This window comes from Curtobacterium sp. YC1, assembly GCF_016267665.1.
Taxonomy (GTDB): domain Bacteria; phylum Actinomycetota; class Actinomycetes; order Actinomycetales; family Microbacteriaceae; genus Curtobacterium.
The window spans coordinates 3,199,140-3,225,836 of record NZ_CP066341.1 but is presented as its reverse complement, the minus strand read 5'-3'; the positions used below and the strand labels follow the sequence as shown (position 1 = coordinate 3,225,836).

27 protein-coding genes are annotated in these 26,697 nt (G+C 72.8%); 17 read left to right on the top strand and 10 right to left on the bottom strand.

The features are described from left to right. The first annotated feature begins 6 nt into the window (after window positions 1-6). Window positions 7-501, top strand: a complete 495-nt coding sequence (locus I8920_RS15280; protein ID WP_198657109.1) for a hypothetical protein — start codon at window positions 7-9, stop codon at window positions 499-501. Between the two features lie 177 nt (window positions 502-678). Beyond that, window positions 679-2,889, top strand: coding sequence for an NADP-dependent isocitrate dehydrogenase (locus I8920_RS15275; RefSeq protein WP_198657108.1), 2,211 nt, complete (start codon window positions 679-681; stop codon window positions 2,887-2,889). 182 nt (window positions 2,890-3,071) lie between these two features. Here the strand turns inward: I8920_RS15275 and I8920_RS15270 are convergent, their stop codons facing one another. After that, window positions 3,072-3,527 carry a DUF3817 domain-containing protein gene (locus I8920_RS15270; RefSeq protein WP_198657107.1) on the bottom strand — a complete coding sequence of 152 codons (456 nt, stop codon included), beginning with the start codon at window positions 3,525-3,527 and terminating at the stop codon, window positions 3,072-3,074. A 79-nt stretch (window positions 3,528-3,606) separates the two neighbouring features. After that, the gene (locus I8920_RS15265; RefSeq protein ID WP_198657106.1) at window positions 3,607-5,049 is read right to left on the bottom strand and encodes a DUF4832 domain-containing protein; all 1,443 of its coding nucleotides are present in this window, start codon (window positions 5,047-5,049) and stop codon (window positions 3,607-3,609) included. A 141-nt stretch (window positions 5,050-5,190) separates the two neighbouring features. On the opposite strand from I8920_RS15265, the gene I8920_RS15260 reads away from it, so the two are divergent. Beyond that, the gene (locus I8920_RS15260; RefSeq protein ID WP_232832763.1) at window positions 5,191-5,967 is read left to right on the top strand and encodes a ThuA domain-containing protein; all 777 of its coding nucleotides are present in this window, start codon (window positions 5,191-5,193) and stop codon (window positions 5,965-5,967) included. Beyond that, window positions 5,964-7,121, top strand: a complete 1,158-nt coding sequence (locus I8920_RS15255; RefSeq protein WP_198657105.1) for a GAF domain-containing protein — start codon at window positions 5,964-5,966, stop codon at window positions 7,119-7,121. Before I8920_RS15260 ends, I8920_RS15255 begins: the two co-directional genes overlap by 4 nt. Window positions 7,122-7,150: 29 nt before the next feature. Here the strand turns inward: I8920_RS15255 and I8920_RS15250 are convergent, their stop codons facing one another. Beyond that, window positions 7,151-7,594 carry a hypothetical protein gene (locus I8920_RS15250; protein ID WP_198657104.1) on the bottom strand — a complete coding sequence of 148 codons (444 nt, stop codon included), beginning with the start codon at window positions 7,592-7,594 and terminating at the stop codon, window positions 7,151-7,153. A gap of 195 nt (window positions 7,595-7,789) precedes the next feature. Between I8920_RS15250 and I8920_RS15245 the strand changes: the two genes are divergently transcribed. The 8 genes from I8920_RS15245 (at window position 7,790) to I8920_RS15210 (ending at window position 15,379) form a co-directional block, all read left to right on the top strand. Next, complete coding sequence (locus I8920_RS15245; RefSeq protein ID WP_198657103.1) at window positions 7,790-8,689, top strand: phosphotransferase; 900 nt, start codon at window positions 7,790-7,792, stop codon at window positions 8,687-8,689. A gap of 37 nt (window positions 8,690-8,726) precedes the next feature. Then, window positions 8,727-9,332, top strand: coding sequence for a DUF6197 family protein (locus tag I8920_RS15240; RefSeq protein ID WP_198657102.1), 606 nt, complete (start codon window positions 8,727-8,729; stop codon window positions 9,330-9,332). Window positions 9,333-9,540: 208 nt separating this feature from the next. Further along, window positions 9,541-10,188 (top strand): ABC transporter permease, encoded by a 648-nt coding sequence (locus I8920_RS15235; RefSeq protein ID WP_198657101.1) that lies wholly within the window; start codon window positions 9,541-9,543, stop codon window positions 10,186-10,188. Next, the gene (locus I8920_RS15230; RefSeq protein ID WP_198657100.1) at window positions 10,175-11,446 is read left to right on the top strand and encodes an ABC transporter ATP-binding protein; all 1,272 of its coding nucleotides are present in this window, start codon (window positions 10,175-10,177) and stop codon (window positions 11,444-11,446) included. The genes I8920_RS15235 and I8920_RS15230 overlap by 14 nt, the downstream gene beginning before the upstream one ends. Then, window positions 11,443-12,207: an ABC transporter permease gene (locus I8920_RS15225; protein WP_198657099.1), complete on the top strand. Its 765-nt coding sequence runs from the start codon at window positions 11,443-11,445 to the stop codon at window positions 12,205-12,207. The genes I8920_RS15230 and I8920_RS15225 overlap by 4 nt, the downstream gene beginning before the upstream one ends. Then, window positions 12,204-13,220, top strand: a complete 1,017-nt coding sequence (locus tag I8920_RS15220; RefSeq protein ID WP_198657098.1) for a glycine betaine ABC transporter substrate-binding protein — start codon at window positions 12,204-12,206, stop codon at window positions 13,218-13,220. The genes I8920_RS15225 and I8920_RS15220 overlap by 4 nt, the downstream gene beginning before the upstream one ends. A 156-nt stretch (window positions 13,221-13,376) precedes the next feature. Continuing rightward, window positions 13,377-14,105, top strand: a complete 729-nt coding sequence (locus tag I8920_RS15215) for an ABC transporter ATP-binding protein (protein WP_198657097.1) — start codon at window positions 13,377-13,379, stop codon at window positions 14,103-14,105. After that, window positions 14,102-15,379: an ABC transporter permease gene (locus tag I8920_RS15210; RefSeq protein WP_198657096.1), complete on the top strand. Its 1,278-nt coding sequence runs from the start codon at window positions 14,102-14,104 to the stop codon at window positions 15,377-15,379. Before I8920_RS15215 ends, I8920_RS15210 begins: the two co-directional genes overlap by 4 nt. Before the next feature lie 32 nt (window positions 15,380-15,411). On the opposite strand, the gene I8920_RS15205 is transcribed toward I8920_RS15210, so the two are convergent. Next, a complete protein-coding gene (locus I8920_RS15205) occupies window positions 15,412-15,687 on the bottom strand; it encodes a hypothetical protein (RefSeq protein ID WP_198657095.1) in 276 nt (91 codons plus the stop codon). A 103-nt stretch (window positions 15,688-15,790) separates the two neighbouring features. On the opposite strand from I8920_RS15205, the gene I8920_RS15200 reads away from it, so the two are divergent. From I8920_RS15200 to I8920_RS15190, 3 genes are read left to right on the top strand one after another with little or no spacing between them, the layout of a single operon-like run. After that, the gene (locus I8920_RS15200; RefSeq protein WP_198657094.1) at window positions 15,791-16,459 is read left to right on the top strand and encodes a hypothetical protein; all 669 of its coding nucleotides are present in this window, start codon (window positions 15,791-15,793) and stop codon (window positions 16,457-16,459) included. Between the two features lie 39 nt (window positions 16,460-16,498). Beyond that, window positions 16,499-17,944, top strand: coding sequence for a phytoene desaturase family protein (locus I8920_RS15195; protein ID WP_198657093.1), 1,446 nt, complete (start codon window positions 16,499-16,501; stop codon window positions 17,942-17,944). A 5-nt stretch (window positions 17,945-17,949) separates the two neighbouring features. After that, window positions 17,950-18,393 (top strand): SRPBCC family protein, encoded by a 444-nt coding sequence (locus I8920_RS15190; RefSeq protein ID WP_198657092.1) that lies wholly within the window; start codon window positions 17,950-17,952, stop codon window positions 18,391-18,393. 73 nt (window positions 18,394-18,466) lie between these two features. On the opposite strand, the gene I8920_RS15185 is transcribed toward I8920_RS15190, so the two are convergent. Next, window positions 18,467-19,285 carry a shikimate 5-dehydrogenase gene (locus I8920_RS15185; protein WP_198657091.1) on the bottom strand — a complete coding sequence of 273 codons (819 nt, stop codon included), beginning with the start codon at window positions 19,283-19,285 and terminating at the stop codon, window positions 18,467-18,469. Window positions 19,286-19,378: 93 nt separating this feature from the next. Between I8920_RS15185 and I8920_RS15180 the strand changes: the two genes are divergently transcribed. Together I8920_RS15180 and I8920_RS15175 are read left to right on the top strand one after the other, a co-directional pair. Beyond that, complete coding sequence (locus tag I8920_RS15180; protein ID WP_225558816.1) at window positions 19,379-20,305, top strand: NADP-dependent oxidoreductase; 927 nt, start codon at window positions 19,379-19,381, stop codon at window positions 20,303-20,305. A 51-nt stretch (window positions 20,306-20,356) separates the two neighbouring features. Beyond that, the gene (locus tag I8920_RS15175) at window positions 20,357-21,763 is read left to right on the top strand and encodes an L-serine ammonia-lyase (RefSeq protein WP_198657090.1); all 1,407 of its coding nucleotides are present in this window, start codon (window positions 20,357-20,359) and stop codon (window positions 21,761-21,763) included. 127 nt (window positions 21,764-21,890) lie between these two features. Here the strand turns inward: I8920_RS15175 and I8920_RS15170 are convergent, their stop codons facing one another. From I8920_RS15170 to I8920_RS15150, 5 genes are read right to left on the bottom strand one after another with little or no spacing between them, the layout of a single operon-like run. Next, window positions 21,891-22,727 (bottom strand): class II fructose-bisphosphate aldolase, encoded by an 837-nt coding sequence (locus tag I8920_RS15170; protein ID WP_198657089.1) that lies wholly within the window; start codon window positions 22,725-22,727, stop codon window positions 21,891-21,893. Further along, complete coding sequence (locus I8920_RS15165) at window positions 22,724-23,722, bottom strand: 1-phosphofructokinase family hexose kinase (RefSeq protein WP_198657088.1); 999 nt, start codon at window positions 23,720-23,722, stop codon at window positions 22,724-22,726. The genes I8920_RS15170 and I8920_RS15165 overlap by 4 nt, the downstream gene beginning before the upstream one ends. Then, window positions 23,719-24,840, bottom strand: coding sequence for an N-acetylglucosamine-6-phosphate deacetylase (locus I8920_RS15160; protein ID WP_198657087.1), 1,122 nt, complete (start codon window positions 24,838-24,840; stop codon window positions 23,719-23,721). Before I8920_RS15160 ends, I8920_RS15165 begins: the two co-directional genes overlap by 4 nt. After that, the gene (locus I8920_RS15155) at window positions 24,837-25,742 is read right to left on the bottom strand and encodes an ROK family protein (protein WP_198657086.1); all 906 of its coding nucleotides are present in this window, start codon (window positions 25,740-25,742) and stop codon (window positions 24,837-24,839) included. The genes I8920_RS15160 and I8920_RS15155 overlap by 4 nt, the downstream gene beginning before the upstream one ends. Next, entirely contained in the window at window positions 25,742-26,620 is an 879-nt protein-coding gene (locus tag I8920_RS15150; protein WP_198657085.1) for an SIS domain-containing protein, read from the bottom strand. Before I8920_RS15150 ends, I8920_RS15155 begins: the two co-directional genes overlap by 1 nt. Window positions 26,621-26,697: the final 77 nt, after the last annotated feature.

Below are 26,697 nucleotides of genomic sequence, written 5' to 3'. Positions count from 1 at the left end.
CGCACCATGGCCCGATCGCCGCGTGAGCGGTACGGAACGGTCGACCTGGCGTCGGCCGACGTCGTGCTGGCCGGCACCCAGGAGCTCCTGCCGGTGCTCCGTGCCGCAGCGGTCCGCGCCGGCATCGACGCCGGTCGGATGCGCGTGGTCGGCGTGGACGACCTGCCCGACCCCGGCGAGACGTGGGACGCGGCGCTCGCCGTCATCGCGATCCGCCGACCGGGTGACGACCCCGCCTTCCACCGCGCGCAGGAGGCAGCCGAACTCATCGCGCCGCTGCTCGTGCCGCACGCGGTCCGCATCGTCGTCACGGTGTCGGGGCTCACCCGGCTCGCTCCGAAGCTCGAGCGCACCCTGACCTCCGAGGTGCTGCACCAGATCGACGCGGCGTCGGCGCCGTCCGGCTTCCGGCGCCCGTTCCGTCCGCTCCGCATGCGCCTGGGTCTGGCCGGACTGCGGGCAGCCGGGGTGCGGGTGTTCCGCATCGCGATCGGCGACTGAGGGCCGGTCGGCCGCCCTGCCGGTGCCCCGCGCGTGGTGCGCCGACGTGCCGGGGCCGATCCGCGCCTCCAGGCCGTCGGCCGCGCGTCGGAGGCGCGATGTATCTTGATGTCGAGACATCCTGCGCCACGAGTACCGTGGACGTACCGACGGTCGAACAAGGGAGTACCCGCCAGCATGGCCAAGATCATCTACACCCTCACCGACGAGGCACCGTTCCTCGCCACCCACTCGTTCCTCCCGGTCATCCAGGCCTTCGCCGGCACCGCGGGTGTCGACGTCGAGACCCGCGACATCTCGCTCGCCGGCCGGATCATCGCCCAGTTCCCGGAGCGGCTCACCGACGAGCAGCGCCTGGACGACGCCCTCGCCGAGCTCGGCGACCTGGCGAAGACCCCCGAGGCGAACATCATCAAGCTGCCGAACATCTCGGCGTCGATCCCCCAGCTCAAGGTCGCCATCGCCGAGCTGCAGGCGCAGGGCTACGACCTGCCCGACTACCCGGACGAGGCCACGACCGACGAGCAGCGCGACGTCCGCGCCCGCTACGACCGCGTCAAGGGCAGCGCCGTCAACCCGGTGCTGCGCGAGGGCAACTCCGACCGCCGTGCTCCCCTGTCGGTGAAGAACTACGCCCGCAAGCACCCGCACCGCATGGGCGCCTGGTCGCGTGACTCCAAGACGAACGTCAGCACCATGGGCGTCGACGACTTCCGGTCGAACGAGCAGTCCTGGATCGCCCCCGCCGACGACGTCCTGACGATCACGTTCGTGGCGGAGGACGGCACCGAGCAGGTCCTCAAGCAGTCCATCCCCGTGCTGCAGGGCGAGGTCGTCGACGGCACCGTGCTGCACGTCGCCGCGCTCGAGACGTTCCTGCGCGAGCAGATCGCCGAGGCGAAGCGCCAGGACGTCCTGTTCTCGGTGCACCTGAAGGCCACGATGATGAAGGTCTCCGACCCGATCATCTTCGGGCACGTCATCAAGGCGTTCTTCCCGTCGGTGTTCGAGCGCTACGGCGCCGACCTCGCCGCAGCGGGCCTGACCCCGAACGACGGCCTCGGCTCGATCCTCGCGGGGCTGTCCGCGCTGCCGAACGGCGCCGACATCGAGCGTGCCTTCACGCAGGGCATCGCCGACGGTCCCGAGCTCGCCATGGTCGACTCGGACAAGGGCATCACGAACCTGCACGTGCCGAGCGACGTCATCGTCGACGCCTCGATGCCCGCGATGATCCGCACCTCGGGGCACATGTGGGGTCCGGACGGCGACGAGCACGACACCCTCGCCGTCATCCCCGACTCGAGCTACGCCGGCATCTACCAGGCCGTGCTCGACGACTGCCGCGCCAACGGTGCCTTCGACCCGGCGACCATGGGCTCGGTGCCGAACGTCGGCCTGATGGCGCAGAAGGCCGAGGAGTACGGCTCGCACGACAAGACGTTCGAGATCCCCGGTGCCGGCACGGTCCGCGTGACCACCGCAGCCGGCGACGTCGTCATCGAGCACCGCGTGGAGCCCGGCGACATCTGGCGTGCCTGCCAGACCAAGGACGTCGCCGTGCGCGACTGGGTGAAGCTCGCCGTCACCCGCGCCCGTGCCTCGGCCACGCCCGCCGTGTTCTGGCTCGACGAGACCCGCGCGCACGACGCCAACCTGATCGGGCTCGTCCGCACGTACCTGGGCGAGCACGACACCGAGGGCCTGCAGATCGAGATCCTGTCGCCCGAGGACGCCATGCGCTTCTCGCTCGAGCGCATCCGCCGTGGCGAGGACACCATCTCGGTCACGGGCAACGTCCTGCGCGACTACCTGACCGACCTGTTCCCGATCATGGAGCTCGGCACCTCGGCCAAGATGCTCTCCGTCGTCCCGCTGCTCGGCGGCGGCGGCCTGTTCGAGACCGGTGCGGGTGGTTCCGCGCCGAAGCACGTGCAGCAGCTCGTGCAGCAGAACTACCTGCGCTGGGACAGCCTGGGCGAGTTCCTCGCACTGGCGGTCAGCCTCGAGCACCTGGCCGGTGTGACGGGCAACGAGCGGGCGAAGATCCTGGGCGAGACCCTCGACCGTGCGACCGGCACCTTCCTCGAGCAGGACAAGTCCCCCGGCCGCAAGCTCGGCTCGATCGACAACCGCGGCAGCCACTTCTACCTGGCGAAGTACTGGGCCGAGGAGCTCGCCGCGCAGACGCAGGACACCGAGCTCGCAGCGGCGTTCGCGGACCTCGCGGCGAAGCTCGGCGAGCAGGAGCGGACCATCGTCGACGAGCTCGTGTCGGTGCAGGGTCACCCGGCCGACATCGGTGGCTACTACCGCCCCGACGATGCCAAGACGAGCGCGGTCATGCGCCCGTCGGCGACGCTGAACGCGGCGCTCGCCGCGCTGTAGCAGCGCCCGGAGCGGGACGGGAGGCCCGGTGCCAGCTGGCACCGGGCCTCCCGTCGTTCCGTGGTCGCGACCACGGCGCGCTCCGTGAGCAGGAATGGTCGGGTCCGCACCACGAACCCGACCATTCCTGCTCACGAAGTGGCGCGAGGGGACCCGGGGAGACCCGGGGGACGCGCAGGGGGTCAGCCGCGGGACGGGACGGGCGGACCCACGACGAGCAGCACCACGAAGACCAGGGCGACGGCCGCGACACCGACGCCGACCGCGAGCGCGGGGTGCCGCACCACGACGAACAGCAGGCGGTCCCACGCGCCCGACCGGGCGTCCGGCGAGCGGCGCCAGCCACCGTCGAGCATGCCCCGGCGGGCGACCGCGACCTCGAACGGCACGGTGGCGTAGGGCACGACGGCACTGGCCCAGCCGAGCACGAGGGCGCCGAACGACCACCGCTGGTTCACCGCGACGACCGTGGTCAGGACCAGGTAGGCGAGGAACACGAAGCCGTGCACCCCGCCGCCGATGCGCACCCCCCAGTCGCCGGCGTCGAGTCCGTACTTGAGCACCATCCCGGCGATGAGCATGGTCCAGGTCACGAGTTCGGCGACCGCGGCGGCGCGGAACAGGGAGCGGGGAGTCATGACGTCCATGGTGGCGGACCAGGTTGGCAGACAGCAGAGCGCCCCGGGCCGGCCGACCCGGGGCGCCCTCGACGTCCGGTCAGTGCTGCACGACCACCGTCTGGCCGAGGCGGTTCACGCCCGTGCTCGCGTCCCACGTGCCGGTGTTGGCCGTCTGGATCGCGAAGGCGGGGTCCGCGGCGACGGAGGACTCCGGCGCGGGCAGGGCGAGTGCGACGCTCCAGCTGCCGTCCGGCACGTCGGTCAACGCGGCCTGCACGGTCACGGTCTGCCCCGGCTGCCAGGACGACGCGTCGGCGTCCACCGGCACGGTCACGCGACGGTCGCCGTCGGTCAGGACGAGCTGCACCGGGCGGCTGTTGTACGGCGCCGCCCAGCCGTCGTTCCGCACCGACACCGCCACCGACGGCTCGGCACCAGAGGTGACGGTGCTCGAGGTCATCGTGAAGCGGTAGCCGAGCTTCTTCGCGGCGTCGGTCATGCCGGCCGTGCCCCAGCTCGCCAGGACGTCCTTGTTGTAGTCGAGGTTGAGGTAGCTGTAGTGGTACTTCGCCATCTCGGCCGAGGCGGACGGGTACTCGGACCGCGGTGCGTTCACGGCGCAGGTCTCACCGCCGACCGGGACGTACCGCGAGTCGGCCGCCAGGTAGTCCTGGTCGAGCGAGAGCGGGTTGCTCAGGAACGTGCCGAAGTCGTCCGGTGAGGCGAGGAAGCAGTCGTGGTGGTGGCCGATGCGCGACGCCGCGGAACCGTCGTGTGCCTGCGCCGGGGTGAGGGCCCCGGCGGTGCCGGACGGGGTGCGGAGCGCGTCCTGCTTCATCTGCATGGTGCGGACCTGGACCGAGCGGCTCGACGGCAGCGCGGCGAGTTCGGCCTCGAGCACCTGGCGCCGGGCGTCCTTGTCCGCCTCGGTCAGCACGCCCGGGTTCGCCGGGTCGCTGGCGAAGTGGTCGGTGTAGTACCCCTCGCCCCAGAGCCCGATGAAGCCCCCCTGCAGGGTCGGGATGACGTCGGCGTTGCGGCGGAGCGTCGGGGTGAGCTGCTCGATGTGCGCGAGCACGGTCGGCAGGTCGGCGTCGCCGTAGGGCGCGGTGTACGGTCCGGCCCCGCCCTGCACGTACGCGAACCGGGTGATCACGCCGACCCCGGCTGCGCGGGCGGTGTCGTAGTCCTGCTGCAGGAGCGCCAGCCAGGCCGGGCTGAGCTGCCGCTGCTGGGCGAACGCCTCCATGTAGAACACCCGGACGACCTGCGTGACGCCCTCGGCCCGGTAGCCCCGGAGCGTGGCGGCGAGCGGGGTGTAGCCGGTGCCGTCGGCGCGGTAGTGCGTCTCGGTGGTGTGGTCGAACCCGCGTGACGGGTTCGGGATGACCGCGTCGCTCGCCGTGTAGGTCACGGTCGAGGTGGACGCGGTGCGTGGCTGGTGGTCGTGGCCGGCGGGCGACGACGCCCACGCGGTGGTCGGTACGGCGAGTGCCAGCACCGCCGCGAGTGCGACGGTGGAGATGGTCCGGTGCTGCATCGGTCGAGCCCCTGTCCTCGGCGCGGACGGTGATCGGTGCCCCCTGGCGCCGCCGCCCTGCGCGGATGTGATCCGAAGGTAGGTCAAACGATCAGAAAACGCCAGAGCCTGCGCGATCTGATCACGGGTAGCGTGGACGACATGTCAGCGCCGACCGAGAACCGTCCCCTGAACATCGTCGTCTGGAACGAGAACGTCCATGAGACCCGCGGTGACGCGACGGTCGTCGGGCACTACCCCGACGGCATGCACACCGTGATCGCCGAGGCCCTCCGGCAGCTGCACCCCGGGGCCGACGTCTCCACCGCCACCCTGCAGGAGCCCGACCACGGCATCACCGCCGAGCGGCTCGCCACGACCGACGTCCTGTTCTGGTGGGGCCACGCCGCCCACGACGAGGTCAGCGACGCCGTCGTCGACCTGGTCGTCGACGCCGTGCACGCCGGGATGGGCCTGGTCGTGCTGCACTCGGGCCACTACTCCAAGCCGTTCAAGCGGCTGATGGGTACGACCTGCTCGCTGAAGTGGCGGAACGACGGCGAGCGGGAACTCGTCTGGACCGTGACGCCCGAGCACCCGATCGCCGCCGGTGTGCCGCACCCGATCGTCATCGACCGGCAGGAGATGTACGGCGAGTACTTCGACATCCCGCGCCCCGACGAGGAGGTCTTCCTGTCGACCTTCGCCGGCGGCGAGGTGTTCCGCTCCGGTGTCGCCTACCGCCGCGGCCTCGGCAGGGTCTTCTACTTCTCGCCCGGCGACCAGGAGTACCCCGTCTACCACCACCCGGACATCCAGCGGGTGCTCGCCAACGCCGCGGGCTGGGCCGCTCCCGTGTCCCCTCGACGCGAGCTCACGGCCGACCCCCACCCGCGGGACTGGTTCCTGACGGAGGGTGCGGGTAGACAGGACGGGTGACCAACCATCTCGACGGTGCGGACCGCCGCACCGCGCTGGTCGAAGCGCTCGCCGTCCTGGGGTCAGGCCCAGAGGAGCGCTTCGACCGCATCACCCGCATGACCCACGAGGCCTTCGGGGTGCCGCTCACGTTCCTCAACCTCGTCCACAGCAACCTCGTCACCACCCAGTCGACCTTCGGCTGGCACCAGGGATCGAGCGTCCCGGCGAGTGAGCAGTTCTGTGCGACGACGGTGCTCACACCGGAACCCATGGTGATCCCGGACACGACCCTCGACGAGCGTTTCGCGCACACCGCCGCCGTGGCGGAGCACGGCATCCGGTTCTACGCCGGTGCGCCGCTGACCATGGTCGACGGCACCCGGGTCGGGACGCTCTGCATCATGGACGCGGCGCCGCGCGTGTTCTCGGACGAGGACGTCGCGCTGCTGCAGGACCTGGCGCGGTGGGCGGAGCGTGAGCTCGGCCACGCGATCGACCGCGGTCGGGTCCGACGCGTGCTCGACGGGCTCGTGCCGGCGCCGGTCGACCTGCCCGGGTACACCCTCGACGCCCTCGTCGCCCAGCAGGACGACGGCGGCGGTGACGTCGCCGACTGGCGGGTCGCGCCGGACGGCGCCCTGCACGTCACCGTCGGCCGGGTCTCCGCCGCCGGCCCCGCCGCCGGCCTGCTCGCCGCCGGGGTGCACGGTGCCGTCGCCGCGCGCACGGCGACCGCGGTGCAGGACGCCGTCGCCGGCCTGGAGGCGCAGCTCACCGCCGACCTGTCCGTCGCGTCCGCCGTCGGCTCGCTCTTCCACCTGCGGCTCGACCCGGCGACGGGGCACGTCGACTTCGGTGACGCCGGGCACGGCTTGACGGTGCTCGTCCGTGCGGACGGGTCCACCAGCTCGCTGCACTCGCTCGACCTGCCGCTGGGGTTGCAGCCCGCGGCGATCCCGCGGTCGCCAGGTGCGATCGACCTCGCGCCGGGAGACCGGCTGGCGGTGTGCACCCCGGGTGCCCTCACGCTCGGGGGGCTCCGGCACCTGGACGACCTCGCCGCACTCGTGCGTGACGAACCGGACGGTGCCGCCGCCGTCGCGCGGGTGCGCGAGCTGGTGCCCGAGGGAGCGGCCGTCGACGTCACCGTGGTGGTGCTCACCCGGCGCTGAGCGCAATCGGCGGTGTGCACCCGCGGGGATCAGGAGCGGAAGCGGTCCTGACGGCTCCGCGGGGCCCCGGTGAGGGCGACCACGAGCAGGGTGGCGAGCAGGGCGAACCCGGCGAGCTCGATGCCGAGCCCGGCGAGCTGCCAGTACGCGCTGCCGACGCGCTGCGGCTGCGTGATCGACTCCGGCCACCAGCCGTCGATCAGCGGGAACGACCCGGGGAACGGGTCGAGGCCGAACACCACCAGGCCGCCGAGCAGGAGCACGACGCCGACCGCGGCCATCGCCCCGCGCGAACGGCCGAGCATGCGGACCACCAGGGCGGCGGCCATGCCGGCCAGCCCCACGACGGCGAGCGCGAACGCGATGACCACGACCGTCTGCGGCGCGAGCGCGACCCAGTCGAGCACCGCGATGGGCAGCAGCAGCCAGCGTCCGGTCCGTGCCCAGCGTGCGGGGTTCCGCCATGCGTCCATGGCCGAGACCGTAGGGCACCTGGCCGAGCGCGGGCCGAACGCCGTGTCGCGGTGCCGACGTGGCGGGCCCTGGGAGTGACGCGGGTCCCCCCAGGGAAACACCCACGTCACCTCGTCTCGAGGATACCCAGGAAGCTCTCGGCCCGACGGCCCCAGTTCGCGGGCATGTGTCCGGCGGCCCACTAGCCTGTCGCGATGGCCACCCCGTCCGCCGAGGTCGACGTCGACGTCCCCCTCGTCCGCTCCCTGCTGCGCGACCAGCACCCCGACCTGGCCGGCCTGCCGCTGCGGGTGGTCGCGAACGGCTGGGACAACGTGGTGCTGCGGCTCGGCGACGACCTGGCCGTCCGTGCCCCGCGTCGGGCGCTCGCCGCACGGCTCGTCGAGCACGAGCAGCGCTGGTTGCCGGGGATCGCCGCCCGGGTCGCCCCGGTGGTGCCGGTGCCCGTGCCGGTGCGCGTCGGACGTCCCGCGCTCGGCTACCCGTGGTCGTGGAGCGTCGTGCGGTGGCTGCCGGGTGAGCCGGTCGGCGCGCGTGCCGCCGGGGTCCGGGTCGCCGAGGCGCTGGCGGACTTCGTCGAGCTGCTGCACGTCCCCGCGCCCGGGGACGCACCGGCGAACCCGTTCCGGGCGGTGCCGCTCGCGGCGCGGAGCGACGCCGTCCTGACGCGACTCGTCACTGCCGACGTGCCGCGAGCCCGTGAACTGGCCGCGGTCTGGCGGACCGCGGCGGCGTTGCCGACGCACGCCGGGCCTCCCGTCTGGGTGCACGGCGACCTGCACCCGTTCAACCTGCTCGTCGACCGGTCGCCGGACGGCGACGAACGCCTGTCGGCGGTCGTCGACTTCGGCGACGTCACCGCGGGGGACCCCGCCGTCGACCTCGCGAGTGCCTGGCTGACGCTCGACCGGGAGGCACGTCACGTGTTCCGCGACCGGGTCACCGCCCCGGACACCACCTGGGGGCGCGCCCGCGGGTGGGTGGTCGCGATGGCCTCCGCCCTGGCGACGGCCGACGAGCCGGCGTTCCGGAGCGTCGCCCGACGGAGCATCGACGCGGTGCTGGACGACGACGACCCGCCGGGGCTATCGTGACCGCACCATCCGTGCACAGCTGATCGGAGGGGCCACCATGACCCTCGAGCTCCGCGCCCCGCACGACGTCGCCACCGACGCCTCCCCCGCCCCCGCCCGTCCGGACCGACGCGGCCTGCGCGGTGTCCTCGACCGGGTCGCCGAACGCCGTGCCGCGCGTCGCGCGCGACGGGTCGACGACCGGCTCCGCGAACTCGACGAGCTCGTGCACCTGCTGTCCGACGCCCGCGCGGTCGTCGAGCGCGGGTGGATCCAGCACGCCTGGTTCGCCTACGTCGACGAGCACGGCCGGGAACGCACCGCCACGAGTGCCGCCGCGGTGGACGTGCAGGGGCGGCCGCTCGTCGGCGCGTGCCTGGTCGGCGCGGTGGTCTCGGCGGCCGGCGGGCCGCACGCGGTGCACGGACCCCGGGTCCAGCAGGCGCTCGACGTCGTCTGGCACGCCCTCGCCCGCGACGAGGGCGAGCCCGTGCTCTGGTGCCCGGCGCCGGACATCCGGATGGGGCGCGTGCGTGACCTGACGAGCTGGAACGACGCCGGGAGCCGCACCGCACCCGAGGTGGGGGCGCTGCTGCTGACGGCGGAGCGGGTGGCGGTGCACGAGTCGGCGCGCCTGCAGGAGCTCCGGGTGGCGCGTGCGTAGCCGGTCCACCTGAACGATCGTTACCGTTCTCCCAGGGTCACCGTGGTGAACAGCCGCTGACCGGGGGTTACCGTGTGAGCGTCTGACAGGGGAACGTTCCCCTCGGCCGATCCGCGTTGTACAACCCGTGCGGGTGCTGCGTAGCTTTGGCGCAGCTCGTGCCCCGATCCGTGGGCAGTTCGGCCGACCGGAGAGGGAGCGCTCACCCGTGTTCCAGTACGTCGTGGAGCGATGGAGCCAGATCTGGTTCGCATCGTGGCAGCACTTCTCACTGGTCGTCCAGTGCACGGTGCTCGCCACGGTCATCGCCGTGGTGATCGCCACACTCGTCTACCGCAGTCCCCGCCTGACCTCGGTCGCGAACGGGGTGTCGGCCATCGGCCTCACGCTGCCGTCCTTCGCCGTGATCGGTCTGCTCATCGTGCCGCTCGGCTTCGGGGTCCTGCCGTCCGTCGTGACGGTCGTGTTCTTCGCCGCGCTGCCGATCCTGCGCAACGCGGTCGTCGGCCTCGCCGAGATCCCGCCCACCGTGGTCGAGTCCGCCCGCGGCATCGGCATGAGCCGGTTCCGCACCCTGCTGCAGGTCGAGCTGCCGATGGCGTGGCCGATCATCCTGAGCGGCGTACGTGTCTCCGCGCAGATGGTGATGGGCATCGCTGCCATCGCCGCGTACGCCCTGGGCCCCGGCCTCGGCGGCTTCATCTTCTCCGGCCTGTCGCGCCTGGGCGGCGCCAACGCCTTGTCCTCCGTCGTGGTCGGTGTGGTGGGCGTCGTCCTGCTCGCCCTCGTCCTCGACCTGCTCCTCATCGGCCTCGGCCGCCTGACCATCTCGAGAGGTATCCGTGTCCAGCACTGACTCCGCCACCACCACCGCGCCCGACGGCGACGTCACCGGGCGCAGCATCCTGCTCGACGAGGTCACCAAGCGGTACCCGGGCCAGTCGAAGCCGGCCGTCGACGGCATCACGCTCGAGATCCCGGCCGGCAAGATCGTCATGCTCGTCGGCCCGTCCGGCTGCGGCAAGACGACGACGCTCAAGATGATCAACCGCCTGATCGAGCCCACCGAGGGTCGGATCGTCGTCGGTGACGACGACGTGACCGGCATCGACGGTGACGAGCTGCGCCGCCGCATGGGCTACGTGATCCAGGCCGGCGGGCTCTTCCCGCACATGACCGTCGCGGCGAACATCGCGATCGTGCCGAAGATGCTCGGCTGGTCGAAGGAGAAGATCGCGGCCCGCGTCGACGAGCTGCTCGACCTGGTCTCGCTCGACCCCGACACCTACCGCGATCGGTTCCCCCGCGAGCTGTCCGGCGGCCAGCAGCAGCGAGTCGGCGTCGCCCGGGCGCTCGCCGCGGACCCGCCCGTCCTGCTCATGGACGAGCCGTTCGGCGCCGTCGACCCGATCACGCGGCAGCGCCTGCAGGACGAGCTCCTGCGCATCCAGGAGGAACTGCACAAGACGATCGTCATCGTCACGCACGACTTCGACGAGGCCGTGAAGCTCGGCGACTGGATCGTCATCTTCACCGAGGGCGCGCACATCGTGCAGTACGACACCCCCGAGCGCATCCTGGCCGAGCCGGCGAACGAGTTCGTCGAGAACTTCATCGGCTCCGGTGCCGGCCTCAAGCAGCTCACGCTGAACCGCGTGCGCGACGTCGAGGTCGAGTCGGCCGTGACTTGCTCACCCGGCGAAGAGGTCAAGGCCGTGCTGCAGCGGATGAACGAGGCCGGTGGGCACCAGCACGCCGTCGTCGTCGACCACCGCCAGCGCCCGATCGGGTGGCCGTCGCGTCGCCAGCTCGAGCGCCTCGACCGCATCCCCGACGGCGTGGAGTCGAACCTGCCCGTGGTGGGCGAGGCCGCGACCCTCAACGACGCGCTCGACACCATGCTCGTCTCGAGTGCGGGTGCCGCGCTCGTGACCGGCCGTCGCGACGCGTTCCGCGGGGTCATCACCGTCGAGACCGTCATGGAGGCGATCACCCGCTCGCGCACGGCCGCCGCCGGTGACCAGGCCTACACGCCGGTCGGCACGAACACGAACCAGATCGAGACGCTGCCCGCGTCACCGGCAGCGACCATGCCCACGGGGGAAGACCTGTGAGTGCAGTCGCCGCTGCCGGCCCCGCCACGGGTACCAGCACCTCGTGGAAGGGCCTGCTGTTCCAGCCGATCGCGATCCTGGTCGTCCTGGCCGGGTTCGCGGTCTGGCTCGCCACGGCGGACCTGACCCCGACGGAGCGGACGACGCTCAACCCGGCGGACATCCTGGCCCTGACCGGCCAGCACCTCGTGCTGACCCTGCAGTCGACGGTCCTGGTGCTCGTGATCGGCATCCCGCTCGGCATCGTGCTCACGCGCGGGCCGCTGCGCCGGGCGAGCCCGTACGTGCTCGCCGTCGCGAACTTCGGGCAGGCGGCCCCCGCCGTCGGCCTCATCGTGCTGCTCGCCGCGTGGCTCGGGCTGAACAGCTGGTCGGCGGTCGTCGCCCTCGTGCTCTACGCGATCCTGCCGGTGCTCCGGAACACCATGATCGGCGTGCAGAGCGTGGACGCCCGCCTGGTCGAGGCCGGGCGGGGCATGGGCATGAGCGCGTTCAGCGTGCTCGTGCGCGTGGAGCTGCCGCTCGCGGTCCCGGTCATGCTCTCCGGCATCCGCACGGCACTCGTGCTGCTCGTCGGCACCGCGAGCCTGGCGACCTTCGTCGGTGCCGGCGGCCTCGGGCTGCTCATCACCACCGGGGTCAACCTGTTCCTGCCGAAGGTGCTCGTGTCCGGGGCGCTCCTGGTCGCCCTGCTCGCCCTCTCCATCGACTGGATCGGCCGCGTGGTCGAGACGGTCGCACGACCGAAGGGACTCCGATGACCCGCCGAACCCGCCGCGCCCGCACCCGGGTCGGAGCCGCGGCGTTCGTCGCCGGCACCACCGCCCTCGTCCTGACCGGCTGCGGTCTGCAGCCCGCGACCTCGTTCGTCCCGGAGGCCCAGCCCGGCTCCATCGAGCGCATCGACGACCTGCCGGCCGACGCCCACATCACCGTGACGTCGAAGAACTTCACCGAGCAGCTCGTGCTCGGCAAGATCGCCGTGCTCGCCGCCAAGGCCGCCGGGTTCGACGTCACCGACGAGACGAACGTGCCCGGCAGCGTCGCGGTCCGCGAGCTCATGACCTCGCACAGCGCCGACTTCACGTACGAGTACACCGGCACCGCCTGGCTGACCTTCATGGGCCACGCCGAGGGGATCCCGGACAAGACCGAGCAGTGGACGGCGGTGAAGCAGGAGGACGCCGCCAACGGGCTGACCTGGCTCGAGCCCGCGCCGATGAACAACACCTACGCCTTCGCCGTCCGCGACGAGGCCGTCAAGGAGCTCGGGGACGTCACGACGCTCTCCGACGTCACGAAGCTGCCGGTCGACCAGCGCACGTTCTGCGTCGAGTCCGAGTTCAACTCGCGTGCCGACGGCTTCAAGCCGATGCTCGAGAAGTACGGGTTGGAGCTCGGCGGGTCCGGCGCGAACGGGGTGCCGAGCAGCAACGTCAGCATCCTCGACACCGGCACGGTCTACACGGCCACCGACCGCGGCAAGTGCAACTTCGGCGAGGTCTTCACCACCGACGGCCGCATCAAGTCGCTCGGTCTGACCGTGCTCGAGGACGACAAGGGGTTCTTCCCCGCGTACAACGTCGCCCCGGTGCTCGACTCGGACACCCTGCAGGAGTACCCGCAGCTCGAGGGGATCTACAACGCGATCTCGCCGAAGCTCACCGACGCCGTGCTGCAGGAGCTGAACCGCCAGGTCGACGTCGAGGGGCGTGAGCCGGCCGACGTCGCCTTCGACTGGATGGTGGAGGAGGGCTTCATCACGAAGCCCTGACCCCTCGCGACGCGCGCGTGACCGGACGGGAGGGACGGTGCCAGCTGGCACCGTCCCTCCCGTCCGTCCCGGTGCCGCCACCGCCGCCACCAGAACGTCACCCGATCGTGAGCGACCGCAGCCCACCGGCGCGCGCCGGTTCACTACGGTGAACCCATGACCACTCCCGTGCTCGAGGCCCGTGGCCTCGCCAGGACCTACGGCCGTGGCGCGACGCGCTTCGACGCGCTCAAGGGGGTGTCGCTCGCGGTGCACCAGGGTGAGAGCCTGGCGATCGTCGGCAAGTCCGGCTCCGGCAAGTCGACGCTGATGCACCTGCTCGCGCTGCTCGACGCGCCGTCGGCGGGTCAGGTGCTGCTCGACGGCACCGACGCGGCCACGCTCGGCGCACGGCAGGTCAACCGCACCCGCAACAGCACCTTCGGGTTCGTGTTCCAGCAGTTCTTCCTGACGCCGAAGACCTCGGTGCTCGAGAACGTCGTGCTCCCGCTCACGATCGCCGGGGTCCCCCGTGCCGAGCGGAAGCGCCGGGGGATGGCGGCGCTCGACGCCCTCGGTCTGGCCGACAAGGCGAAGAGCGACGCCAACGACCTGTCCGGCGGGCAGAAGCAGCGCGTGGTCATCGCCCGGGCACTGGTCGGCGAGCCGAGCGTCATCTTCGCCGACGAGCCGACCGGCAACCTCGACACGAACACCGGGCAGGCGGTCGAGGACCTGCTGTTCGGCCTGCAGCGCGAGCGGGGGATCACGCTCGTGGTGGTCACCCACGACGACGAGCTCGCCGCGCGCTGCGACCGCAGCGTGCACGTCCGGGACGGCCTGATCGTCGACGGCTCCGACGACGTGGTCGACGCGTCGGCCACCCACGGAAGGCACTCCGCATGAACGTCCTCGACCTCCTGCGGGCCGCGGTCGCGAACACCTTCCGCTCGAAGCTCCGCACCACCCTGACCGTCATCGCGATCTTCATCGGCGCCTTCACGATCACGCTCACCTCGGCGATCGGCACCGGCGTCAGCAACTACATCGACAGCCAGGTCTCGTCGATCGGCGACGACGGGGTGCTCGTCGTCACGAAGGCCGTCGACGGCAGCTCGACCGACAGCGGCCCCGCCGAGTACGACCCGGAGGCCTCCGGGCAGAGCGTCGACCGCGGGCCGGCGTCGTTCGCGTACCTGTCGGAGTCCGACGTCGACGCGATCGAGCAGACCGACGGCATCCGGAGCCTCCGTCCGGCGGTCGCCCTCGCGCCGAAGTACGCCGAGTACCGCGACGAGGGCAAGTACGTCGTCCCGCTGACCGGCAACGCCGGGGAACTCGACGCCGACCTGGCCAGCGGCGAGCAACTCGACGACGAGACCGACCGCAACCAGGTGATGCTGCCGACGGACCACCTGGAGAACCTGGGCCTCGGCAGCGCCTCCGCTGCCGTCGGCAAGGAGCTCACCTTCGCCGTCGACGACTACCAGGGTGAGGAGCACACCCTCACCGCCACGGTCGTCGGCGTGCAGAACGAGTCGCTGTTCGGCGCCGGCGCCGGGGCGAACGCCGCGCTGACCGACGCCATGCAGGCCGCGCAGGAGACCGGCAAACCGGACTCGATCGCCACCTCGTACGCCAGCGTCACCGCGACCCTCGACCCCGGTGCCTCGGCGACGACGGTCAAGCAGACCCTGGCCGACGACGGCTTCACCGGCCAGACCATCGAGGACCAGCTCGGCCAGTTCCAGACCGTGATCGGCGGCATCGTGGGCGTGCTCAACGCCTTCGCCGTGATCGCGCTCGTCGCGGCCGGCTTCGGGATCATCAACACCCTGCTCATGAGCGTGCAGGAGCGCACGCGCGAGATCGGCCTGATGAAGGCGATGGGCATGGGCGGCGGGAAGGTCTACACGCTGTTCTCGCTCGAGGCGGTGTTCATCGGGTTCCTCGGCAGCGCCATCGGGGCCCTCGCCGCGATCCTGCTCGGCACCGCGATCTCGAACGTGCTGGCGGACACCCTGCTGCAGGACCTGCCGGGGCTGCAGATCATGCAGTTCGCCCCGGGATCGGTCGCGACGATCATCCTCGTGGTGATGTTCATCGCGTTCCTGGCGGGCACCCTGCCGGCGCGGCGGGCGGCCCGGCAGAACCCGATCGAGGCGCTCCGGTACGAGTGACGGCGGCGGCGCCGTGTCGGCGCACGCCGGCGTCAGGCGCCGTGCACCGCGCGCTGCCACACGGCGAACGCCCCGCCGACCACGGCGAGGACGACGAACAGGATCCACACGGCCAGCGCCACCAGGTTGAGCAGGATCCCCCAGCCGGCCCGACCGCGGGCGAACGGCTCCCGGCCGCGCGACGCGATCCCCAGGCACAGGCCGACCACCGGCGCGAGGAAGGTCCAGCCGGCCAGGAGCGAGCAGATGCCGAGGACGAGGCTCGCCGTGCCGAGCCCGGTGCGGGGGGATTCCGAGGTGGTGACCATGCACCCGACGCTACGGGCGCGGACCGGGCGGGTCGTCCCTCCCGGGCGTGATCCGGCGTCCACCCGCAGACGGACGGACACCGGTCGCCGGTACTGTCGGAGCATGGCCCTGTTCGGACGACGCAACCACGACGTGCGCGATCGACCCATCAGCCAGGTCGAACTGAAGCGGGCGGTGGACGAGGGGTTCCTCATCGCGCAGGCCGCGGTCACCATCGCCGTGGCGAACCGCATCATCACGAACGCCCTGCGCGACCAGGGGTACTTCGACCACGCGCTCATCGCCCAGGCCGCTCGCGAGGAACTGCACCGCATGGCCGAGGAGCAGCGGGGCGACGCCGCCCGGATGCGCGAGATCCGGTCGCGGTCGAGCAAGCAGGGGGGCCGTTCCCGGCACCAGCACGACTACCGGCGCGGCGACGACCTGAAGCTCCGGATGCGCGAGGCCACCTACGAGCAGCTCGCCACGATGCTCGACAAGCGTCGGGACGACCAGCACTTCGTCGACCGGGTCGTGCTGCAGGCCCGGGCCCGCGCCTGGGACGACATCGGCACCACCGTCGTCGGACGCCTCGGGTGGGCCCAGCGACCGGCAGACGACTACGAGGTCGGCCGCGACGACCGGTTGCAGCAGATGCTCGACGAGGACTTCGCCGCCCTGCTCGCCGAGCACCCCGTCGGCTCCACCGCGATCGACGCCGACGAGCCGGACGACGCCGACGGCGACCAGGACGAGTCCGACCCCGCCGACCCCGACACCGCCCGCCCCTGACCGGTACCACGCGCAGTCGCGAGTCCCTAGGCTCGGTGCATGGTTGATGCGGTGGTCGTCGGAGCAGGACCGAACGGGCTCGCTGCGGCGGTGACGCTCGCCCGGGCCGGCCTGTCGGTCGAGGTCGTCGAACGGAACGACACGATCGGCGGTGGTGCCCGCACGGCCGAGCTCACCCTGCCCGGGTTCCTGCACGACGTCTGCTCCGCCGTGCACCCCATGGCACTGCAGTCCGAGTTCTTCCGGCTGTTCCGCATGGAGGAGCGCATCGAGCTCCGCCTGCCCGAGGTGCAGTACGGCCACCCGCTCGACGGCGGCCGTGCGGGCATCGCGTACCAGGACATCGACCGCACCGCCGAGGGGCTCGGCGTGGACGGAGCGGCCTTCCGCCACCTGATGGCACCGCTGTCCCGGCACGCCGACCATGTCGCCGACTTCGCGACCGACGCCCTGCTGCACGTCCCACGCCACCCGCTCACCGTCCTGCAGTTCGGCCTGCGCGCCCTGGAGCAGGGCACCAGCGCGTGGAACCTGCGCTTCCGCGGGGACACCGCGCCGGCGATGGTGTCCGGTGTCGCCGCGCACTCGATCCAGCACCTGCCCTCGCTGTCCACCGCCGCCGCGGCGCTCTCGCTCGGCTCGTACGCGCACGCCCGCGGGTGGCCGGTGCCGATCGGCGGCAGCCAGGCGATCGTCGACGCGCTCGCCGCCGACCTCGTCGCGCACGGCGGCCGCATCGTCACCGGGCACGAGGTCCGGTCGCTCGGCGACCTGACCCCCGCCAAGGCGGTGCTGTTCGACACGAGCGTGCCCGGCATGCTGCAGATCGCGGGGGAGCAGATCCCCACGCCCAAGCGCGGGGCACTCCGACGCTTCCGGTTCGGCAACGCGGCGGCCAAGGTCGACTTCGCGCTGTCCGACGCGGTGCCGTGGACCAACGAGGACCTCCGGCGGGCCGGGACGGTGCACATCGGTGGCACGCGCGCCGAGATCGCCGATGCCGAACGTGCCGTCGCTCAGGGGCAGCACGCCGAGCGCCCGTACGTCCTCGGGGCCGAGCCGACGGTGGTGGACCCGTCGCGCGCACCAGAGGGCAAGCACGTGTTCTGGGCCTACGCGCACGTCCCCGCCGGGTCGGACGTCGACCCGACCGAGGTCGTCACGCGGCAGATCGAGCGCTTCGCGCCCGGGTTCCGCGACACCGTCCTGGCGTCGAGCTCCCGCACCGCCGTGCAGATGGGCGAGTACAACCCGAACTACGTCGGTGGCGACATCGCCGCCGGCGCCGCGAGCTTCTGGCAGCTCGTCAAGCGCCCCGTCCTGTCGAGCGACCCGTGGCGGATGGGCGGCGGCATGTACCTGTGCTCCGAGTCCTCCGCGCCCGGCCCCGGTGTGCACGGCATGGCCGGCTGGCACGCCGCGAAGAGCGCCCTGCGGCACACCTTCGGCTTGCCGGAGGACGTCGACCTCACCCCGGAAGGCTGATCACCATGGCGAAGAACGTCCGCATCTTCCACTGCTCCCCCGAGGCCGTCTTCGACGTCCTCCGCGACGGCTGGCTCTACCCGACGTGGGTGGTCGGTGCCTCGCGGATGCGTGGTGCGGACCCGGGATGGCCGGCCGTGGGCACCCGGATCCACCACTCGTTCGGCGTCTGGCCGTTCGTCATCAACGACACCACGACCGTCCTGGAGCGTGACGAGCCCCGGCGGCTGGTCATCCAGGCGCGTGGGTGGCCGGTCGGTGAGGCCCGGGTCGAGGTCGAGGTCGAACCGCACCCGCGCGGCTGCCGCGTGACCCTGCGGGAGAACCCGGTCGAGGGCCCCGGATCGCTCGTCCCCGGCTTCATCGCGCAGCCGGGCATCTGGTTCCGCAACCGCGAGAGCATCCGCCGGCTCAGCTGGGTCGCGGCCGGGCGCGCGGCGAACGCCTGAGACGTCCCCACCAGACGGACGGGAGGCCCGTGGCGGCGCCGCCACGGGCCTCCCGGCCGACACCGGGTCCCGGCTACTCGGCGCGCGAGAAGGCGCTGGCGCGCGCCACCTGGTCGTCCGTCAGTGCGACGCCCGTGTAGCGCTCGAACTGACGGGCCGCCTGCAGGGCGATGACCTCGGCGCCGGTGACGACGTGCTTGCCGGCGTCTCGGCCAGCCCGCACGAGCGGGGTCTCGGACGGGAACGCGACCACGTCGAAGACGGTGTCCGCGGCCTCGATCCGTTCCGGCGTGAAGGCGAGCGCGTCCTGCTGGTCGCCGCGCATGCCGAGCGGCGTGACGTTCACGACGACGTCGGTCTCCCCCGCCTCGCGTTCCTCGGCGACCCACCCGAAGCCGTACTGCTCGGCGAGCGCCGGGCCGGTCTGCTCGTTGCGGGCGACGACCGTCAGCTGCTCGAAGCCCGCGCCCCGGAACGCCGCGGTGACCGCCTTCGCCATCCCGCCGGAACCGCGGAGCAGCACGCGGGACGACGGGTCGACGCCGTGCGAGCCGAGCAGCGCGGCGACCGCCTCGTAGTCGGTGTTCGACGCCGTGAGCACCCCGTCGTCGTTCACGACCGTGTTGACGGACTGGATCGCCGCCGCCGACTCCTCGATGTGGTCGACGAGCGGGATGATCGCCTCCTTGAACGGCATCGACACGGAACAGCCGCGGATGCCGAGCGCGCGGATGCCGGTGACGGCGCCGGGCAGGTCGGTCGTCGTGAACGCCTTGTACAGGAAGTTGAGACCGAGCTCGTCGTACAGGAAGTTGTGGAACCGGGTGCCGATGTTGCTCGGGCGGGCGGCCAGTGACATGCAGACCTGCATGTCCTTGTTCAGGATGGGCATGGCGACAGTCTCCCACTGCCGCGTTCCCCGCGGGTGTGCGGATGGAGCGGTCCACGCGGACCAGTCTTGGAGCGCGGGGTAGCGTCGGACGCGATGACTGCCATCCCGGAGACCATGCGCGCTGTCCGATTCGACGAGTGGGGCGACCGCTCCGTGCTGCACGTCGCCGAGGTGCCCGTGCCCGAGGTGACGCCCGGCCGGGTGCTCGTCCGGGTCCGCGCTGCCGGCATCAACCCCGGTGAGTCCGCCATCCGCCAGGGTCTGGTCGGCGGCGACGTGCCGTCGGGGCAGGGCACCGACTTCGCGGGCATCGTCGTGGCCGTCGGGCCCGAGGTCGACGGGGTCGACGAGGGCGAAGAGGTCATCGGGTGGTCGTGGGACCGTGCGAGCCACGCCGAGTACGTCTCGGTGCCGGCCGGCCAGGTGGTGCAGAAGCCGCGCCTGCTCGACTGGACCGTCGCGGGCGGGCTCGACGTGATCGCCACCACTGCGGCCGCGGCAGTCCGGGCCGTCGACCCGCGCGTCGGTGAGACCGTCGTGGTCTCCGGTGCCGCCGGTGGCGTGGGCGGCTTCGTCACGCAGATGCTGACGAACGAGGGCATCGACGTGATCGCGATCGCGTCCGAGGCGAACCACGAGTGGCTCCGCTCCAAGCACGCCCGACCCGTCGCGTACGGCGAGGGGCTGCAGGAGCGCATCGCCGAACTCGCGACGAACGGCGTCGACGCCGTGATCGACACGTACGGGCCGGAGTACGTCCGGCTCGGGATCGCCCTGGGCGTGCCCGCCGACCGCATCGAGACGATCATCGCGTTCGACGAGGCGGCCGAGGTCGGGGCGAAGGCCTCCGGCAGCGCCGACACCGCCGACCCCGAGATCCTCGGCGCGCTCGCCATGCAGGTCGCCAGCGGCGCGATCGAGGTGCCGATCGCCGCCACCTATCCGCTCGAGCGCGTGCAGGACGCCTACGAGGAGCTCGAGCAGCGGCACACGCGCGGCAAGATCGTGCTCGTCCCCTGACCGATCGGCAGCGCTGAGGCCCGACCCGTCCGGACGGGTTAGTGTGGCGGCGTGCCGGTCTCCGTCTTCGATCTGTTCAGCATCGGTGTCGGCCCCTCGAGCTCGCACACGGTCGGGCCGATGCGGGCCGGTGCCGAGTTCGCCGCGCTCGTCCGCGGCCTGCCGGTCGACACCGTGGTCGTCGACCTGTACGGCTCGCTCGCCTCGACCGGGCAGGGGCACGGCACCCTCGGTGCGGTCGTCGCCGGACTCATGGGGTCCCACCCCGAGACGGTGGACCCCGACGCGATGGCCGCTGCGCTCGACGCCCTGCAGCGTGACGGTGTGCTGCAGCTCGACGGCGGCGCCCGCGTGCCCTTCCGCCTGACCGACATCGTCCTGCACCCCCTGACGATGCTGCCGCGGCACCCGAACGCCATGCGACTGCGCGCCCGTGACGCCGCCGGGGTGGACCTGGCCGACGAGACCTACTACTCGATCGGCGGTGGGTTCATCACGCGGGACGAGGCGACCGAACCCGCGGTGGACGCGCCCTCCGCCGTCGCCGGTGCCGCGATCCCGGTCGACGACGCGGTGCCGTTCCCGTTCTCGAGCGGCGCCGAGCTGCTCGCCGCCTGCACGGGCTCGGGTCTGCCGATCAGCGGTGTCGCGCTCGCCAACGAGGCCGTCCACCGTCCGGAGTCCGAGGTCCGGTCGGGCCTGCTCGGCATCCACGCCGTGATGGAGTCCTGCGTCGAGCGCTCCGTCCGGCGCGACGGCTGCCTGCCCGGCGGGCTCGACGTCCGACGGCGGGCCGCGACCTGGCACGAGCAGCTCACGCGCGAGGACCCCGACCACGACCCGCTGTTCGCGATGGAGTGGGTGAACCTGGTCGCCATGGCCGTCAACGAGGAGAACGCCACCGGTGGCCGGGTCGTCACCGCACCGACGAACGGGGCGGCCGGCATCATCCCCGCGGTCGTGTACTACGCGCTCACCTACGTGCCGGCGGTCGCCGGGGCGTCCTCGGCGGAGCGTGACGACGCCGTCGTGCGGTTCCTGCTGACGGCGGGGGCGATCGGCTCGATCTACAAGGAACGCGCCTCGATCTCCGGAGCCGAGGTCGGGTGCCAGGGCGAGGTCGGATCCGCGGCGTCGATGGCCGCGGCCGGCCTGGCCGAGGTGCTCGGCGGCACCCCCGAGCAGGTCGAGAACGCCGCCGAGATCGCGATGGAGCACAACCTCGGGCTGACGTGCGACCCGATCGGTGGCCTGGTGCAGATCCCGTGCATCGAACGCAACGCGATCGCCGCGAACAAGGCGATCAACGCCGCGCGGATGGCCCTGCGGGGCGACGGGGTGCACCACGTGTCGCTCGACCAGGTCGTCGAGACGATGCGGCAGACCGGGGCCGACATGTCGTCGAAGTACAAGGAGACCGCGATGGGCGGGCTCGCGGTGAACGTCCCGCTCTGCTGAGGCCTTCGGGCTCGGCGCCGCAGCAGTCGGCGCGGGCGCGGGCGTGCGTGCTGCCTGTGCCGTCGCCGCAGCAGTCGGCGCGGGCGCGCGTGCTGCCTGTGCCGTCGCCGCAGCCGCGCCGTCGGTGTCAGCCGTGCAGGAGCGTCAGGAGGCGTGCCGTCTCCGAGGCCACGGCGTCCCGCCCGGCCCCCACGTACTTGCGCGGGTCGACGACGTCCGGACGCTCGTCGAGCACGGAGCGCAGCGCCTGGGTGAACAGGCCGTTCAGGTGCGTCGAGATGTTGATCTTCGTCATCCCGGCCCGGACCGCGCCGCGCAGTTCGTCGTCGGACAACCCGGACGACCCGTGCAGCACGAGCGGCACGGGCACCGCGGCCCGCAGGCGCTCGACGAGGGCACGGTCCACCGCGGCCTCGCGCGTCTGCATGGCGTGCGAGGTCCCGACCGCGACGGCCAGCGCGTCGACCCCGGTGTCCGCCACGAAGGCCGCGGCGTCGGTCGGGTCGGTCCGCACGCCGGGCGCGTGCACGCCGTCCTTGCCGCCGACCTCGCCGAGCTCCGCCTCGATCGCGATCCCCGCGTCGTGGCACCGCTCGGCGAGCGCGCGCGTGGCGGCCACGTTGGCGGCGAAGTCCAGGTGGGAGCCGTCGTACATGACCGAGTCGACGCCCAGGTCGATGCCCGCGGCGACGAGGTCCGGGTCCTCGATGTGGTCGAGGTGCACGAGGACGTCGACGTCGGCGGCCCGGGCCACGGCCTGGGTCGCGGTCGTGATGGGCGCGAGTCCGCCGTGGTAGCGGACGCAGTTCTCGCTGATCTGCAGGACGACCGGCAGGCCCGCCGACTCGGCGCCGGCGACGATGGCCTCGGCGTGCTCGAGCAGGACGACGTTGAAGGCGCCGACCCCGCGGTGGGCGGTGCGGGCGGTGTCGAGCAGACCCGTGAGGGCGAGGTCGGTGATCATGCGGGGGTCCTCGTTCGGTCGGAGGTGGGGGCGGGTGGTCCGGACAGGAAGCGGTGCACGTCGGCCGGGTCGACCTCGCCGGCCACCGGCTGCAGGACGGCGGCGGCACCGTGCGCGGCGGCGGACCGGAGAGCGCGGAGCAGGGTGGCGTCGTCGAGGGGTGTGCCGCCGTAGCGGCCCGTGTCGTCCTGCTCGTGGAGCGCTGTGCCGTCCTCGTCGGTCACGAGGGCGCGGACGAGCCCGGCGGTCGCGGCGTCTCCCGCACCGGTCGGGTTGCCGGAGACGCCCGGGACCGCGGGGACCTCGAGCACGTGCTCCGCGGTGTGGGCGGCGATGCCGTCCGATCCCCGCGAGACCACGACGACGGCCGCTCCGCGGGCGAGCAGGTGCAGCGCGCCCGTCCGCTCGTCGTCGGTGCCGGTGGCGGCGAGCAGTTCCTCGCGGTTCGGCTTGCAGACGGTGACGCCGGCGGTCGCGGCCGCCAGGAGCGCCGGGCCGGAGCAGTCGACCACCGTGCGGACGCCGTGCGCACGGGCGGCCGTCACCCAGCACGCGACGACGGCGGGATCGGTGCCGCCCGGCAGCGAACCGGACACGACGAGCACGTCCGCACCGTCGAGCAGCTCGTCGACGGCCGCGGCGACCGCGTCCCACTCGAGGGGGTCGAGCGCGGGTCCGGGTTCGCCGAACATCGTCGGGTGGGCCGCGTCGTCGACCACCGTGACCGTCGTGCGGGTCTCCCCCGCGACGGCGACGTCGGTGTGTGCGAGCCCGAGGGCGTCGAGCGCGTCCGCGATCCACCGGCCCGCGGTGCCCCCGAGCGGCAGGACGGCTCGGCTCGGGACGTCGAGGGCGGCGAGGACCCGACCGACGTTCAACCCCTTGCCGCCTGGGCGCCGCTGCACCTCGAGCACGCGCTGGGTCTCGCCGATGCGCTGCTCGGCGACCCGGTAGGTCACGTCGACCGCGGGGTTCGGGGTGACGACGAGGATCACGCGGTCACCTCCGTCGGCAGGTCGTGCACGTCGCCGGTCACCGGGTCCAGGACCTGCAGGTCGGCGGGTGCGCCGACCGTGAGCGGCGCCGGCAGCCCGAGCAGGGCGGCCGCGCGTCCGGCCGAGGCGGCGACGATCTCGGGCAGCGGTGTGCCCGCGGCCACGAGCCGTCGGACGGCGTCGGCGACGGTGATCGTGCTCCCCGCCAGCGACGAGCCGTCGCTCAGCACGGCGATCCCGTCGCGGACCGACACCGCGGAACCGGCCACCGTGTGCTCGCCGTCCGCGCAGCCGGTCGCCGACATCGCGTCGGAGACCAGGACGGTGCGGCCGGGGGCGCTCCGCTGGACGAGCGCGACCGTCGTGGGGTCGAGGTGGTGCCCGTCGACGATGCACTCGAGCAGCACGCGGTCGTCGGTCAGGGCGACCCCGACCGGTCCGGGCGCGCGGTGGTGCAGCGGCGGCATGCCGTTGAACAGGTGGGTGACCAGCGAGGCGCCGGCGTCGATCGCGCGGCGGGTCTGGTCGGCGGTGGCGTCGGTGTGGCCGATCGCGACGACCACCCCCGCGGCGGTGAGGCGTACGACGGCGTCGAGGGCGCCCGGCAGCTCAGGTGCGAGCGTGACGATGCGGAGCGCGCCGTCGGCTGCCTCGCAGTAGGCGTCCAGCTCGGCCGGCGCCGGTGCGTGCAGCAGGTCGGCTCGGTGGGCACCACGTCGGGCCGGAGCGAGCCACGGCCCCTCGAGGTGCAGTCCGGCGAGCGTGCCGTCCGCCACGAGCGACCGGAGCCGTGCGAGTGCGGCGGCGGTGTCCGTCGGCGTTCCGGTGGCCACCGAGGCGACGAGCACGCTGGTCCCCCGTGAGCGGTGGTGCGCGACCGCGGTCCGGGCGCCGTCGACGGAGCAAATGGCGAAGTCGTGGCCCAGCGCACCGTGGGCGTGCAGGTCCACGAAACCGGGGACGACGGTGCCGTCGAGGGTGCGCACCGTGTCGGTCGGTGGTGGCGTCCCCCGCCCGACGGCCTGGACGGTGTCGTCGTCCTCGTCGACCACGAGCCAGCCGTCGTGCACGTCGTCGGTGGCGGTCAGGATGCGCGGGGCGCGGACGAGCGTCGTCACACCAGCACCCCGGTCTCGAGCAGGTGTCGTGCGAGCGCGTCGGCGCCGATCGCACCGGCGGCGTCGCCGTGCTGCGCCGGGACGACGGCCGGCACGCGCACGCCGACGAGGCGTTCGGTCAGGCGGGCACGGAGCCCGTCGAAGAGCAGGTCGCCGGCCAGGGCGAGTCCCCCGCCGACGACGACCGTGTGGCAGCCCGCGACGGCCGTGGTCCACGCGAGGGCATCGGCGAGCACCGCCACGCAGTCGTCCCAGACGGCGGTCGCGACGGGGTCGCCCGCGTGCACCCGGCGGACCGCATCGAGCGCGGAGGCCGTCCCGGTCCGGCGCGCGACCGCACCGGCGGACGCGATCTCCTCGACGCGCAGTCCGGCGTGCGGCCCGGCCGTGATCCGCACCTGGCCGATCTCCCCCGCCCAACCGCCGCCCGGCACGACGTGACCGTCCACCACGAGCGCACTCGCGAGCCCGGTCCCGACCGGCACGAAGGCGACCGACCCGCGGGCCAGCGCCGGACCACCGGCGCGGACCTCGGCCAGCGCACCGGCACGGACGTCGTGGCCGACGGCGAGCGGAGCGTCGATCCCCCGACGTCGGAGCTCGGCCCGCACGGTGTCACCGACCGGCACGTCGCGCCATCCGAGGTTCACCGCGAGGACCACGGTGCCCGTGGTCTCGTCGACGACACCCGGTGTCACGAGCCCGACCGCCGCGAGCGGTGCACGCTCCGCGGCCTGCGTCGCCAGCGCGCCGACGACCGCGGCCAGCTGCTCGGCCCGAGGGTCGTCGCGCGGCGTCGGCACCCGGACCTCGTCGAGGACGAGCCCGTCGGCGCCGGTCAGCCGGGCCTTGATGCCCGTGCCGCCGACGTCGACCCCGAGCACCGCCGCTGCGGACGCCATCAGGTGAGGATGACCGAACGGGTGAGCGACCGGGGGTTGTCCGGGTCCAGCCCGCGCTGCTCGGCGAGGGCCACGGCGAACCGGTGCACGACGACGAGCCCGGCGATCGGGTCGAGGTCGTGGTGGACGAACCGGGCACCGGTGGCGGCGACGTCGTCGGCGAGGCCCGTCGGGGCGGCACCGAGCGACCAGACCAGGCGACCGGGCTGCGCGATGGCGATCGGCCCGTGCCGGTAGTCCATGGCGGGGTAGGACTCCGCCCAGAACTGCGCGGCCTCGCGCGTCTTGAGCGCAGCCTCGGCGGTCAGACCGACGGCGGCGCCGCGGCCGACGAACGTGACCTGCTCGGCGTCGAGCAGGTCGTCGATCGGCAGCGTCAGCGCGGTCTCGGCCTGGGCGGCGAGGGCGTCCACGTCGTCACCGATCGACGCCCGCAGCAGTGCGAGGGTCGTCGTCGCGAACCGGGTCTGCACGACCGACCGCTCGTCGGCGAAGGGCAGGGCCACGACGTCGTCGGCGACGGCCGCGGCCGGGCTGTCCGGCACGGCGGTGATCAGGGCGGTCCGCTGCGACGGCAGGGCGCGGAGCAGGTCGACGATCTCGGTCGTCGTGCCCGACCGGCTGATGGTGACCACGCGGTCGTACTCGCGGGACGCCGGGTACTCGGAGCCGGCGAACGCGTCGGTGGTCCCGAGGCCCGCCTGCTCGCGGGCGACGGCGTAGCTCATCGCGACGAACCAGCTCGTGCCGCAGCCGACCACCGCGACGCGTTCGCCCGGCTGGGGGAGCGCGCCCGCGAACGTCGGCAGCAGGCCCGCCGCGGTCCGCCAGGTCTCCGGTTGGGACGCCAGCTCGGCGCTCACGAAGGTGTCGGTCATGGAGGCCTCCCGGTCCGGATCGATCCCGGTGATCGATGATCAGGAAGCGTAGCGAGCGATCGTGCGCGACGGAAGAG